General features: G+C 43.1%; 10 protein-coding genes and 8 tRNA genes. 1 reads left to right on the forward strand and 17 read right to left on the reverse strand.

The features are described 5' to 3' along the window. Position 1: 1 nt before the first annotated feature. From oadA to pncC, 16 genes are all read right to left on the reverse strand, one after another. Positions 2 to 1,786 (reverse strand): sodium-extruding oxaloacetate decarboxylase subunit alpha, encoded by a 1,785-nt coding sequence (gene oadA, locus A9260_RS02075; RefSeq protein ID WP_068695733.1) that lies wholly within the window; start codon positions 1,784 to 1,786, stop codon positions 2 to 4. Positions 1,787 to 1,815: 29 nt separating this feature from the next. Next, entirely contained in the window at positions 1,816 to 2,079 is a 264-nt protein-coding gene (locus tag A9260_RS02080) for an oxaloacetate decarboxylase subunit gamma (RefSeq protein ID WP_068695735.1), read from the reverse strand. Positions 2,080 to 2,352: 273 nt separating this feature from the next. Then, positions 2,353 to 2,429: transfer RNA gene (locus tag A9260_RS02085), tRNA-Arg, on the reverse strand. A gap of 66 nt (positions 2,430 to 2,495) precedes the next feature. Then, positions 2,496 to 2,572, reverse strand: a tRNA-Arg gene (locus A9260_RS02090). 66 nt (positions 2,573 to 2,638) lie between these two features. Beyond that, a tRNA-Arg gene (locus tag A9260_RS02095) sits at positions 2,639 to 2,715 on the reverse strand. Between the two features lie 66 nt (positions 2,716 to 2,781). Continuing rightward, a tRNA-Arg gene (locus tag A9260_RS02100) sits at positions 2,782 to 2,858 on the reverse strand. A 65-nt stretch (positions 2,859 to 2,923) separates the two neighbouring features. Beyond that, positions 2,924 to 3,000, reverse strand: a tRNA-Arg gene (locus tag A9260_RS02105). A gap of 110 nt (positions 3,001 to 3,110) precedes the next feature. Beyond that, positions 3,111 to 3,203, reverse strand: a tRNA-Ser gene (locus tag A9260_RS02110). 43 nt (positions 3,204 to 3,246) lie between these two features. Further along, positions 3,247 to 3,323: transfer RNA gene (locus tag A9260_RS02115), tRNA-Arg, on the reverse strand. A 43-nt stretch (positions 3,324 to 3,366) separates the two neighbouring features. Then, positions 3,367 to 3,459, reverse strand: a tRNA-Ser gene (locus A9260_RS02120). 180 nt (positions 3,460 to 3,639) lie between these two features. Continuing rightward, the gene (csrA, locus tag A9260_RS02125) at positions 3,640 to 3,837 is read right to left on the reverse strand and encodes a carbon storage regulator CsrA (RefSeq protein ID WP_021712262.1); all 198 of its coding nucleotides are present in this window, start codon (positions 3,835 to 3,837) and stop codon (positions 3,640 to 3,642) included. A gap of 78 nt (positions 3,838 to 3,915) precedes the next feature. Further along, the gene (locus tag A9260_RS02130; protein ID WP_068696034.1) at positions 3,916 to 5,118 is read right to left on the reverse strand and encodes an aspartate kinase; all 1,203 of its coding nucleotides are present in this window, start codon (positions 5,116 to 5,118) and stop codon (positions 3,916 to 3,918) included. A 144-nt stretch (positions 5,119 to 5,262) separates the two neighbouring features. Beyond that, positions 5,263 to 7,857 (reverse strand): alanine--tRNA ligase, encoded by a 2,595-nt coding sequence (gene alaS, locus A9260_RS02135; RefSeq protein ID WP_068695737.1) that lies wholly within the window; start codon positions 7,855 to 7,857, stop codon positions 5,263 to 5,265. Positions 7,858 to 8,032: 175 nt separating this feature from the next. After that, entirely contained in the window at positions 8,033 to 8,485 is a 453-nt protein-coding gene (recX, locus tag A9260_RS02140) for a recombination regulator RecX (RefSeq protein ID WP_068695739.1), read from the reverse strand. 107 nt (positions 8,486 to 8,592) lie between these two features. Next, on the reverse strand, positions 8,593 to 9,618 hold the full coding sequence (gene recA, locus A9260_RS02145) for a recombinase RecA (RefSeq protein WP_068695741.1): 1,026 nt from the start codon (positions 9,616 to 9,618) through the stop codon (positions 8,593 to 8,595). Positions 9,619 to 9,720: 102 nt separating this feature from the next. After that, positions 9,721 to 10,218, reverse strand: a complete 498-nt coding sequence (gene pncC, locus A9260_RS02150) for a nicotinamide-nucleotide amidase (protein WP_068695743.1) — start codon at positions 10,216 to 10,218, stop codon at positions 9,721 to 9,723. Positions 10,219 to 10,300: 82 nt separating this feature from the next. On the opposite strand from pncC, the gene mutS reads away from it, so the two are divergent. Then, positions 10,301 to 12,868 (forward strand): DNA mismatch repair protein MutS, encoded by a 2,568-nt coding sequence (gene mutS, locus A9260_RS02155; RefSeq protein ID WP_068695744.1) that lies wholly within the window; start codon positions 10,301 to 10,303, stop codon positions 12,866 to 12,868. A gap of 113 nt (positions 12,869 to 12,981) precedes the next feature. Here mutS and rpoS read toward each other — a convergent pair whose 3' ends face one another. Then, entirely contained in the window at positions 12,982 to 13,956 is a 975-nt protein-coding gene (gene rpoS / locus A9260_RS02160) for an RNA polymerase sigma factor RpoS (protein WP_068695746.1), read from the reverse strand. Positions 13,957 to 13,999 lie beyond the last annotated feature (43 nt).

Consider the following 13,999-nt stretch of genomic DNA (forward strand, 5'->3'; position numbering starts at 1 on the left):
TTTATGCCAAGCTAAGCAATGGTGAGCCTACAGACACAGAATCACCTTCTTTGACATGTAAGCCTTGTACAACACCGCCGCGTGACGCACGTACTTCGGTTTCCATTTTCATGGCTTCTAAAATAAGTAGTACATCGCCTTCTACAACCGTTTCGCCACTGGCAACATTCACTTTAAAAATATTACCCGCTAATGGCGCAGGCACATCTTCAGCATCGCTTTGTACAGCAGGAGCGGCGACAGGTGCAGAAGCTGTTGTATTAGCACTCACCACAGAGGTAAGCTCACCTTGAGGGCCAACTTCGACATCATAAACTTGCCCATCGACCTTCACGCTGTATGACTCAATCGCCGTATTTGCGTTGGCTTTAGGCGTGACTGTTTCTTGATCAGCTTCAGAACCTGGAACGGGTTCAAACATTGCTGGGTTATGGCGATTTTTAAGGAACTTAAGACCCACTTGTGGGAAAAGCGCATAAGTCAGTACATCATCTTCAATGTCTGCAGCCAGAGAGATACTCTCCGCTTTGGCTTTCTTTTGCAGCTCAAGTGTTAACTCGGCAAATTCATCAGCAATAAGGTCTGCTGGACGGCAAGTAATTGGCTCAGCACCATCCAGTACTTTTTGCTGTAATTCACTATTAAGCTCAGCTGGCGCCTTACCGTATTCACCTTTTAGAATACCTGCCGTTTCTTTGGTAATGCTCTTATAACGCTCACCCGTAAGAACATTGATCACCGCTTGGGTTCCAACAATTTGCGAGGTTGGCGTCACCAAAGGAATAAAGCCAAGATCTTCACGTACGCGAGGGATCTCTTCCAGAACCTCGTCTAAGCGATCAGCTGCGCCCTGCTCTTTAAGTTGCCCTTCCATATTCGTCAGCATTCCGCCAGGAACCTGTGCAATTAGGATACGAGAATCAACACCTTTAAGTTGACCTTCAAATTTGGCGTACTTCTTACGCACTTCACGGAAATAAGCAGCGATAGGCTCAATCTGATCTAATTTAAGATTGGTATCACGCTCAGTCCCTTCTAGCATCGCAACTACCGTTTCTGTTGGCGTGTGACCATAGGTGCAGCTCATAGAAGAGATAGCCGTATCCAGAATATCAACACCAGCTTCGACAGCTTTTACTGCGGTTGCGGTGCTTAAACCGGTTGTGGCGTGACAATGCAGTGCCAGAGGTACATCACAAGCCGCTTTAATGCGAGTAATCAGCTCTTCTGCTTCATAAGGCTTAAGAAGACCTGACATATCTTTGATACAAATTGAGTGGCAACCTAAATCTTCAAGGCGTTTAGCCAAATCAACCCAAGTATCAGAATTGTGTACCGGGCTCGTTGTGTAAGACAAGGTACCTTGCGCATGCGCGCCAACATCAACAACAGACTTAACTGCTTTTTCAAAGTTGCGTACATCGTTCATCGCATCAAAGACACGGAATACGTCCATACCATTGGCATGTGCACGCTCAACAAACTTTTCTACAACATCATCTGCATAGTGACGGTAACCTAGTAGGTTTTGACCGCGCAGTAGCATCTGCATTGGTGTATTTGGCATTGCTTTTTTAAGCTCACGTAAACGTTCCCACGGATCTTCTCCAAGAAAACGAATGCATGAATCAAATGTTGCACCGCCCCAGGTCTCTAAAGACCAATAGCCAACCTTATCCAGCTCCGCTGCAATCGGCAACATATCCTCTAAACGCATACGTGTTGCGAATAAAGACTGATGTGCATCTCGCAATACAACGTCTGTAATTGAAAGTGGTTTAGACATATTGATTAACTCCTTTTAATTTTTGTTGTCTATTGGGCTACAGCTGAACGATGTCGATGGACAGCGGCCGAAATGGCGGCCACAATTTTAGGATCGTTCTGAACGCTTGATTTAGCCTGGGCGACTTGCTTTGTATTTTTTGGACTTACAGGTACTAAAGGTTGTTCGGTTGGAAGTAGCTTTGACATCAAGCGAACAACAAATACCAATAATGTAAGAAAAAGAAAAACCATGGCCATACCAATAGCCATAATTGAGGCCGCTTCAGATAGAAGGCCTGAGATGTTATCCATAATAATTATTCCCTTAGTTGTCATCCTGACAATTTGATGCTTTTTGCATCAAGCACATGATTATCTAGATTGATAAGAGTTTGTCAATTTTCTTTATTCATATGAGCGCAGATAAAACAATTGCATAGAAAATATGTGAAAGGAATAACAAATGCATCGATTTGCTTAAAAAATGTCAAAAGTGTCGAAAAAGCAACATGAAATGTTATCAGGCTGTTAATGGTGTGAAATTATAGGCATAAAAAAACCCCGCCGAAGCGAGGTTTTTATGTGTGGCGCGTCCTGGAGGATTCGAACCTCCGACCGCCTGGTTCGTAGCCAGGTACTCTATCCAGCTGAGCTAAGGACGCGCAGTGCTTCTTTACAGAAGGCTTTATAGAATGACCGATATTAGTAATATCAGTCTTTCGTTGTAGTGGCGCGTCCTGGAGGATTCGAACCTCCGACCGCCTGGTTCGTAGCCAGGTACTCTATCCAGCTGAGCTAAGGACGCGCAATGCTTCTTTACAGAAGACTTTATAGAATGACTGATATTAATAATATCAACCTTTCGTTGTAGTGGCGCGTCCTGGAGGATTCGAACCTCCGACCGCCTGGTTCGTAGCCAGGTACTCTATCCAGCTGAGCTAAGGACGCGCAATGCTTCTTTGCAGAAGACTTTATAGAATGACCGATATTAGTAATATCAATCTTTCGTTGTAGTGGCGCGTCCTGGAGGATTCGAACCTCCGACCGCCTGGTTCGTAGCCAGGTACTCTATCCAGCTGAGCTAAGGACGCGCAATGCTTCTTTACAGAAGACTTTTATATAGAACCGTTAATAATATTAACCATTCATTGTAAAGTGGCGCGTCCTGGAGGATTCGAACCTCCGACCGCCTGGTTCGTAGCCAGGTACTCTATCCAGCTGAGCTAAGGACGCACAATGTTATTACTTTATGTTTCTCTTTGAGTTCACTCTCTGAGAAGGGTGCGAAGTCTATCACACTTTTCAGATTTTGAATCAAAAAAATTGACCATAAGGTCAATAAATGGCGGTGAGGGAGGGATTCGAACCCTCGATGCGGCTACAAACCACATACTCCCTTAGCAGGGGAGCGCCTTCGGCCACTCGGCCACCTCACCGCATTATCACTAACAAGTTAGCATTTTATATCGTAAAACGATATGGCGCGTCCTGGAGGATTCGAACCTCCGACCGCCTGGTTCGTAGCCAGGTACTCTATCCAGCTGAGCTAAGGACGCACATTTGTTCTAGAAGATAATTCTAAAAGAACGTTCGCAAGAATGGCGGTGAGGGAGGGATTCGAACCCTCGATGCGGCTACAAACCACATACTCCCTTAGCAGGGGAGCGCCTTCGGCCACTCGGCCACCTCACCGTCTTGCGGAGGCACATATTACGATTTACCAAAAATATGTCAAACATTTTATTGGTAAAATGATAGAAAAACGAATCAACAGCGCAACTTTCAACCAAACCTTAAACAATTAATGAGCATTGATGTTTATTTGGTCAAAAAAGAAAGGCTAACCTTATGGTTAGCCTTTTCTAGAAAACTTTAGTAGTTGCCTGTTGCAACGTTACCATTCCCTTTTTCTGCTTGGATACGCATGTAAATTTCTTCACGGTGTACCGAAACTTCTTTGGGTGCATTTACACCGATGCGTACTTGATTGCCTTTAACACCCAGTACAGTAACTGTCACTTCATCCCCAATCATTAGGGTTTCGCCAACGCGGCGAGTCAAAATTAGCATTTGATAGCTCCTTGCTGTCACTCAAAATCACTTTGAGATCTATTATTCAATAAAAATAACAATTTGGTAAAGAACTTATTACAAAATAAGTGCTTTTTTGTCTTTATTAGCACAATGAGACTGCTCAATATAATGAGCATGTATAAAATTAGCAGCCAAATCCAGATGTTCCGGTAATAGTAGCAATTTCACTACCCTATCACACCTAAAACTATCAAGAACTTTGATATCTTCCGCTAACAATTGTGCTTGAACCGTTGAAAATAACTCATCTAGCTCAGCCCCTACCACTGTTAAAGCACTTATAGGGTGTATTGAACTGATTTCGTCATTGAGTGCTTGTAGCAACTTACAACGGTCATTGTCGTTAACGACGATAGAAGATGGTTCCTGCCAGTAAACATCAATGCCCAATAACTGGCTCTGCGCAATGACGAGTTCAGCTTTTGCAGCGATGAAGTTAATACAGTGAAGAGATCTCTGTAATGCAAGCCCGCACACAGCCCTCTTATTAGAGGATTGGTTGACCAATGTGCCTTGTTGAAAAGTGCCCTGTTGAAATGAATCTGGCTCAGGTAAAAATGATGATAACACGCGGATGTCTAAATTATGCTTGGCCGCAAATTCTACACAAGGCAGATGTAATACCTTTGCACCATTACTGGCCATTGCCCGCATATCATCAAAGCCTATCTGATCGAGTTTAATGGCACTGTCCACTACTCTAGGATCACAACTATAGATACCATCAACATCAGTGAAAATTTGACATTCATCAGCAGCTAATAGACCAGCTAAGGTCACGGCGCTAGTATCAGAACCGCCTCGCCCCAGAGTTGTCACATCACCATGTTGATTGATTCCCTGAAAGCCAGCCACAATGACTATCTGATCATCGGCAAGTAAAGCGTTAAGCTTGCTATTGTCGACACTCTGGATTGTCGCTTGGTTATGTCTATCATCAGTCATTATACCCGCTTGCCAACCCGCCAATGAGGTCGCTTTATGGCCTAGCTTATGCAGGGTCATTGCCAGTAATGATGCACTGACCTGCTCTCCAGCAGACAAGAGAACATCCAATTCCCGAGCATTCGGGACACAATCAACTTCGTTAGCCAGACTTTGCAAACGGTTAGTTTCACCCGACATAGCAGAAACCACGACCACAATTTGGTTTCCCCGCTCCTTGGTCGCTATTATTTTTTCGGCAACCGCTTGAATTCGTTCAACTGAACCAACAGATGTCCCCCCAAACTTTTGCACGATTAATCGGTTTTCCACTAACTTATCACCTTTCAAAACAGTTACTTTATTTTTGCTATCAACAGTCTAAAACAATAAAACCAAGCATCTTTAATGATAAAAATGCTTGGTTCTTTATGATGCACTTTAAGCTTAAGTTACAGCTTGCGTGTCAATAGACCGTTATTTTAAACGCTCTTCAAGCCAACTTGGGACAGACTGCAGTGCTTCAGGAAGTGCTTCAACATCAGTACCACCAGCTTGAGCCATATCTGGACGACCGCCGCCTTTACCACCAATTTGCAATGCAACCATCTTAACAAGATCACCCGCTTTCACGTTGCTTGTTAAATCTTTAGTCACACCCGCAATTAAGCTCACCTTGCCGTCTGAAATATTGGCCATAAGAATAATACCACTGCCAATACGATTTTTAACATCATCGACCATGTGACGTAAATTCTTATTGTCTGCGCCTTCCAAAGCAGCAATCAAGACTTTAGTTCCTGCTATATCTTGAACTTTACCCATGATATTGGCACTTTCAGCCACTGCAATTTTCTCTTGCAGCTGTTGAATTTTCTTATCTTGTTGCTTTGCTTTGTCTGCCATATCAAAGATTTTCAGATCATACTTAGCATGCTCTGCTTCAATAGCATCTAATGCTGCTTCGCCCGTTACCGCTTCGATACGACGAATGCCCGCTGCGATACCACCTTCTGAGGTAATACGGAACAAGCCAATATCGCCCGTACGAGATGCGTGAATACCACCACAAAGCTCGACAGAGAAATCACCCATAGAAAGTACACGAACTTCGTCATCGTACTTCTCACCAAACAGCGCCATAGCACCTTTTTGTTTAGCCGATTCAATATCAGTCACTTCAGTTACAACATCTTCATTCAATCGAACATGTTGGTTAACTAAGCGCTCAACAGTACGTAATTCTGTGGCTGTCATGGCTTCTAAATGTGAGAAGTCAAAACGTAAACCTTCAGGCTTAACAAGTGAACCTTTCTGAGTTACGTGCGTACCTAGTACTTGACGAAGCGCGGCATGTAATAAGTGTGTCGCGGTATGGTTTAATGATGTCGCGACTCGGCGCTCAGCATCAACAATCGCTTCTACACTATCACCTGTACTTAATACGCCTTGCGTAAGCACACCGTGGTGAGCAATTGCATGAGCTAATTTTTGTGTATCTTGTACTTGGAATACACCAAGCTCAGTTTTCAATACACCAACATCACCACATTGACCGCCAGACTCAGCATAGAATGGAGTCTCGTCTAGGATAATAATCGCTTTATCACCGGCAGAGAGTGACTCGCTCACTACGCCATCAACAAAGATTTCAGTAACCTTACTCTTGCCTTGTGTGCTGTCATAGCCACAAAAATCAGACTCAGATTCTGTTTTAATCGTTGCGTTATAATCCGTACCAAAATGACCAGCTTCACGAGCACGTTTACGTTGTGCTTCCATCGCTTTTTCAAAACCATCTTCATCGATATTGAAATCACGTTCACGAGCGACATCATTGGTTAAATCAGCTGGGAATCCATAAGTATCGTAAAGTTTAAATACGGTCTCACCATCAAGAATAGATTTACCTTCAGATTTCAGTGAATCTAGTGCTTCGTTAAGAATGTTCATGCCACGCTCTAACGTGCGGCTAAAGTTTTCTTCTTCTATACGAAGGATCTTCTCAACAAGCGCTTGCTGCGCTTTAAGTTCAGTACCCGCATCACCCATAACATCAGCCAATACGCCAACCAATTTATGGAAGAATACGCCCTGTGCGCCAAGCTTGTTACCGTGACGAACCGCACGACGAATGATACGACGTAAAACATAGCCACGACCTTCGTTTGAAGGCATAACACCATCAACAATAAGGAAAGAACATGAACGTATATGATCGGCAATAACGCGCAATGATTGATTTGATAGATCTTGATAACCAACTACATCTGCTGATGCTTTGATTAACGTTTGGAATACATCAATCTCGTAGTTCGAATGTACACCCTGCATGATTGCAGAAATACGCTCGATACCCATACCAGTATCAACAGCTGGCTTAGGTAGTGGCTCCATAGTGCCGTCAGACTGACGATTGAACTGCATGAATACGTTGTTCCATATTTCAATGAAACGATCGCCATCTTCTTCTGGTGTACCAGGACGTCCGCCCCAGATATGTTCACCGTGATCGTAAAAGATTTCAGTACAAGGGCCACAAGGACCTGTATCACCCATTGTCCAGAAATTATCAGACTCGAATGCTTTACCACCTTTCTTATCGCCTATACGCACGATACGATCAGCAGGAATACCTATTTTTTTATTCCAAAGGTCAAACGCTTCATCATCAGTTTCATACACAGTAACCAATAACTTATCTTTTGGCAGCGCAAGAACTTCGGTCAAGAATTCCCAAGCAAAAAGAATGGCATCTTCTTTAAAGTAATCACCGAAACTGAAGTTTCCAAGCATTTCAAAAAAGGTATGGTGACGAGCAGTAAAGCCAACATTTTCTAAATCATTATGTTTACCACCAGCACGAACACAGCGCTGCGCTGTTGTTGCACGAGTGTAACTGCGCTTTTCAGCTCCCAAGAAGCAATCTTTAAACTGGTTCATCCCTGCGTTAGTAAATAGCAGAGTAGGATCGTTATGAGGAACAAGAGAAGAACTCTCTACAATCTGGTGCCCTTTGCTCTCATAGAACTTTAAAAAGGCACTACGAATCTCGGCGGTGCTCATGTACATGTGGCAATTCCTAAAATGTTCAAGTTAGAATTTTGCCACATTGTAAAACAAGCAAGACAGAACGACTAGTTTTCTATCTAATTTGGTGTGAAATGCTGACTGTTTACACAAAAAACCGAAAACTAAAAGGCGATTAACAAGATAATCGGACGATCATTTCAATGATGTGTTTTGCTTATCCAGGATTTAACGCATATTCAATTTGATCAAAACTAAACCCACGAAACTGCAAATACCTTACCTGCTTAGTATATCCATCTTCACCAAGCACAACAGACTCATCAAAATTTTGCTCTAGTGAGTACCTTGCGAGTTTAAACCAATCTTGAGGTTGCTCGCGTAATACTTGTTCAATGACCTCATTTGATACTCGCTTAGCCTGTAACTCTTGTCGAATACGACCTTCACCATGACCATTGTTTATCTGTCGCTTCATTTGAGTTTTGGCATAGCGCAAATCATCTAAATAATGATGATTTCGGCAAAAGATCATAGCTTCATCAATATCAATCAGTTCAAAACCGTTATTCAGTAATTTTTGCTGAAGCTCATAATGACCATGGTCTCGATGACTTAAAAATTGTAATGCGGCTTTTTTAGCCATGCTCTGACGGGATCGGCAATACATACACACCTCGATAAATTCAGTGCGAGAAAAGTAAGGGAAATAAAAGGGGGAAAATAACTGAGCCTTAAAGATAAGACTCAGTAAATAGGAGCATAGTAAAGTAAGGGTTACTCTACTTCAGTCTCTTGAGCTTCTTCAGCTTGAACTGTTGTTAATAGCATTTCACGAAGTTTGCTATCGATAGCTTGTGCAGCTTCTGGATTTTCACGAAGGTATTTACCCGCGTTCGCTTTACCTTGGCCAATTTTATCGCCGTTGTAGCTATACCAAGCACCCGCTTTTTCAATCAGCTTGTTTTTAACGCCTAGGTCAATTAACTCACCTTCACGGTTAAAGCCTTGGCCATACATGATTTGAGTTTCTGCTTGTTTAAATGGTGCTGCTATTTTGTTTTTAACGACTTTAATACGTGTTTCGTTACCAACAATCTCGTCACCATCTTTAATTGCGCCAGTACGACGAATATCAAGACGAACTGATGCGTAAAATTTAAGTGCGTTACCGCCAGTAGTCGTTTCTGGGTTACCAAACATGACACCAATCTTCATACGAATTTGGTTAATGAAGATACACATACAGTTAGACTGCTTTAGGTTACCAGTAAGCTTACGCATTGCTTGAGAAAGCATACGTGCTTGCAGACCCATGTGGCTATCACCCATTTCGCCTTCAATCTCAGCTTTAGGAGTAAGAGCGGCCACGGAATCGATAACAAGTACATCGATCGCACCAGAGCGAGCTAGCGCATCACAAATCTCAAGAGCTTGCTCACCAGTATCTGGTTGAGAAACTAATAGAGAGTCGATATTCACACCAAGCTTTTGAGCATAAATAGGGTCTAACGCGTGCTCTGCATCAATAAAGGCACATGTTTTGCCTTCACGTTGAGCTGCCGCAATAAGCTCTAAAGTCAGTGTTGTTTTGCCTGAAGATTCAGGGCCGTATACTTCAACAATACGTCCCATAGGTAAACCACCAGCACCTAGAGCGATATCTAGAGCAAGAGAGCCTGTAGAAATAGTTTCCACGTCCATAGTGCGGTTATCACCAAGGCGCATAATTGAGCCTTTACCGAATTGCTTTTCTATTTGGCCAAGTGCAGCCGCGAGAGCTTTTTGCTTGTTGTCGTCCATTTTATGCTCCATGGAATTGGGTACTTCTAGTTGATAAACCAATTATTACTGTAAATTCATACAGTGTCTAGACGAAAAGTAATTTTTTTTGAATTTAAAGACTTAATTCGCATTATTGATATGATTTTCAATAAGTTGCAAAGCATGATAAACAGACTGATTTCGTACTTGTGTTCGATCACCTGCAAACAAACAGCGTTGTACCTGTACAAATCCATCCTCAACCGCCAAACCAAAACACACAGTCCCAACCGGTTTATCGTCGCTTCCGCCACTAGGACCTGCAATTCCAGTAATCGATACTGCAATTTGCGCACGAGAATGCTTTACCGCGCCCAATGCCATCTCTTTAGCAACTTGCTCACTGACCGCGCCATGTTGCTGTAGTGATTGAGCTTGAACAGCTAGCATTTCCATTTTGGCTTCATTACTGTAAGTAATAAAGGCTCGATCAAACCAAGCTGAGCTTCCCGCAATTTCAGTAATCGCTTGCGCCACCCCGCCACCAGTACAAGATTCTGCCGTTGCCATCAGATAACCGTGCTTTTTTAGCAGTTTTCCTACTTGATGACTTAAATAATCCAACGAAGTTTCAGACATTTGCTTAATTCACTTTACCGCCCATTTAAGATTCATTTATCCTAAGCTCCATTAGAGCCAATGAAAAGCAACAGAATCTATTATGTCGGTAAAATCCAAGCCAAAACACACACCAATGATGCAGCAATATCACAAACTCAAAGCTGAGAATCCTGAAATCTTGCTTTTTTACCGTATGGGTGACTTCTATGAGTTGTTTTACGATGACGCAAAAAAAGCATCTCAGCTATTAGATATCTCTTTAACTAAACGAGGAGCTTCTGCGGGTGAACCTATCCCTATGGCAGGCGTTCCCTTTCATGCTGTTGAAGGGTACTTAGCCAAATTGGTTCAATTAGGCGAGTCTGTGGCTATCTGTGAGCAAATTGGCGATCCTGCTACCTCTAAAGGACCGGTTGAGCGCAAAGTTGTGCGTATCATTACTCCTGGTACAGTCACCGATGAAGCATTATTAACTGAGCGCGTTGATAACCTAATTGCTGCTATTTATCAGCATCAAGATAAATTTGGCTATGCCACACTGGACATTACTTCAGGTCGCTTTTTAATTAGTGAACCAAATACTGAAGAAGCCATGCTGGCGGAGTTGCAACGTACCAGCCCAAAAGAGCTGCTATTTCCTGAAGATTTTGTAGCAGTACAATTGATGGATGGCCGCCACGGCAATCGCCGTCGACCTGTTTGGGAGTTCGAACTGCAAACGGCAAAACAGCAGCTCAATATTCAATTTGGCACTAAAGATCTGATTGGTTTCGGTGTTGAAAAAGCGCAACTCGGCTTATGTGCTGCAGGCTGCTTAATACAGTATGTCAAAGATACCCAGCGTACAGCCTTACCACACATTCGTTCCATCACGATGGAAAGACAAGATAACTCGGTTATTCTTGATGCTGCTACGCGCCGTAATCTAGAGATCACCACTAACCTATCTGGTGGTATTGAAAATACCTTGGCAGAAGTGTTGGACCATACTGCGACCGCTATGGGCAGTCGTATGCTCAAGCGTTGGTTACATCAACCAACACGCGAGGTCTCTGTTTTAAATAATCGCCTTGATGCGATTACAGAACTCAAGCACCAAGGGTTGTATCCAGATCTCAATCAAACTCTAAAACACATTGGGGACATTGAACGTATCATCGCCAGACTGGCATTACGCTCGGCTCGCCCAAGAGATCTCGCTCGTCTTCGCTCTGCTCTTCAGCAATTGCCTGAATTAGAATCAACGCTAGACGCTTTAGAGCATTCTCACTTAAAAAATCTAGCCATAGACTCTAAACCTATAGAAAGTCTATGCGAGCTACTAGAAAGAGCCATTAAAGAGAATCCGCCAGTAGTCATACGTGATGGTGGTGTTTTGGCTGAAGGGTACAACGCAGAATTAGATGAATGGCGAGCCCTTGCTAATGGCGCTAAGGAGTACCTAGAAAAGCTTGAATCTGATGAGCGAGATAAGCACGGCATTGATACCCTTAAAGTTGGTTACAATGCCGTTCATGGATTTTTCATTCAGGTGAGCCGCGGACAAAGCCATCTAGTTCCTCCTTACTATGTGCGTCGTCAAACGCTCAAAAATGCAGAGCGTTATATTATTCCCGAGCTAAAAGAGCATGAAGATAAAGTTCTCAACTCAAAATCTAAAGCATTAGCGGCCGAAAAGGCTCTGTGGGAAGAGTTATTTGATCTTATATTGCCACACCTTAATACCTTGCAGCAGTTAGCCGCAGCGGTATCAGAAATTGATGTACTGCAAAACTTAGCAGAGAGAGCTGACACTCTTGACTATTGCCGCCCTGTAATCAATAAAGACATTGGCATATCAGTGAGCAACGGACGACACCCTGTTGTTGAGCAGGTGCTCGATGACCCTTTCATCGCTAACCCAGTAGAGTTACACCCAGAGCGTAAAATGTTGATTATTACCGGACCGAATATGGGCGGTAAATCCACTTATATGCGTCAAACCGCGTTGATCGCTTTACTTGCCCATATTGGTTCTTATGTACCCGCTCAATCGGCTAAAATTGGTTTACTTGACCGTATCTTTACCCGTATTGGAGCATCCGACGATTTAGCATCAGGCCGTTCAACCTTCATGGTAGAAATGACCGAAACCGCCAATATTTTACATAATGCCACCAACCGAAGCTTAGTATTAATGGATGAAATTGGCCGCGGAACCAGTACTTACGATGGTCTGTCTTTAGCTTGGGCTAGCGCCGAATGGCTAGCCAATCAAATAAGTGCCCTAACACTGTTTGCCACGCACTACTTTGAGCTTACAGAGTTGCCCGCTCAGTTAAAGGGGCTTGCCAATGTCCATTTAGACGCGGTAGAGCATGGCGACGATATTGCCTTTATGCATGCAGTGCAAGAAGGTGCGGCGAGTAAATCTTATGGATTAGCAGTGGCAGGACTTGCCGGTGTACCTAAGCCTGTAATTAAACAAGCACGACAAAAACTAAGCTTGCTTGAGCAACTTAGCCAGCAGCCGCAACAAAATGCGCCATCAACAGTAGAAATTGCCAATCAACTCAGCTTAATCCCGGAGCCAAGTGAAGTAGAAACAGCATTGACCGCCATTGATCCTGACGATCTTAGCCCAAGGCAAGCACTTGAAGAGCTCTATCGATTAAAGAGAATGTTATAAAATTTCGTAATATTCACAGCTAAGTAGACCCACAAAACAAAAAGGTCAGCATTTAAAAATGCTGACCTTTTCTAATTTAGTTAATAGCCTATTTAGCTATGATTCAAGCTTAATTAGTCATTTTCGAAGTTAAACAACGACTCCATGTTCAGGCCTTGTTTTAGCAAGATCTCTCTAAGGCGACGTAAGCCTTCAACTTGGATCTGGCGGACACGCTCTCGAGTCAGGCTAATCTCACGACCGACCTCTTCTAATGTTGACGGCTCATAGCCCAATAAACCAAAACGACGTGCAAGCACTTCTTTTTGTTTCGGGTTTAGCTCATCAAGCCAATCGATCAACGAAAGCTTAATGTCATCATCTTGAGTCGATACTTCTGGATCAGAATTGTTAATATCGGGAATAATATCGAGCAGTGCTTTGTCACCATCACCACCAATTGGAGTATCAACAGAGCTAACACGCTCGTTCAAACGAAGCATTTTGCTTACATCATCAACTGGCTTATCAAGTTGTTGAGCGATTTCTTCTGCTGTTGGTTCATGATCCAATTTTTGAGATAGCTCACGAGCAGTACGAAGATAGATATTGAGTTCTTTTACAACATGGATTGGCAAACGAATAGTACGAGTTTGATTCATCAAAGCACGTTCAATGGTTTGGCGAATCCACCAAGTTGCGTAGGTAGAGAAACGAAAGCCGCGCTCAGGATCAAATTTTTCAACCGCTCTGATCAGACCAAGGTTACCTTCTTCAATAAGATCAAGTAATGCCAAGCCACGGTTACTGTAACGACGGGAAATTTTAACAACGAGGCGTAGATTACTTTCAATCATACGTTTACGAGCCGCTTCATCGCCACGCAATGCACGTCGTGCATACAGGACTTCTTCTTCGGCGGTTAGTAGAGGAGAGAAACCTATCTCACCAAGATAAAGCTGAGTCGCATCTAGATTCTTTACCGAAGCATCAAAATCTTCTTTTGCTGATTTTTTTTCTACGGGTTCAACAATGCCTCTTCTAGCTCGTGCATTGGTTTTTTCTTCAACTAGATCTTCTACTTTTGCTGCAGTGCTATCCATGCTCATAATGCCTCCAATGGCTCAACAGAGTGGCATTAATATTTGCTTT

The sequence above is a fragment of the Vibrio sp. UCD-FRSSP16_30 genome (assembly GCF_001676025.1).
Taxonomy (GTDB): domain Bacteria; phylum Pseudomonadota; class Gammaproteobacteria; order Enterobacterales; family Vibrionaceae; genus Vibrio.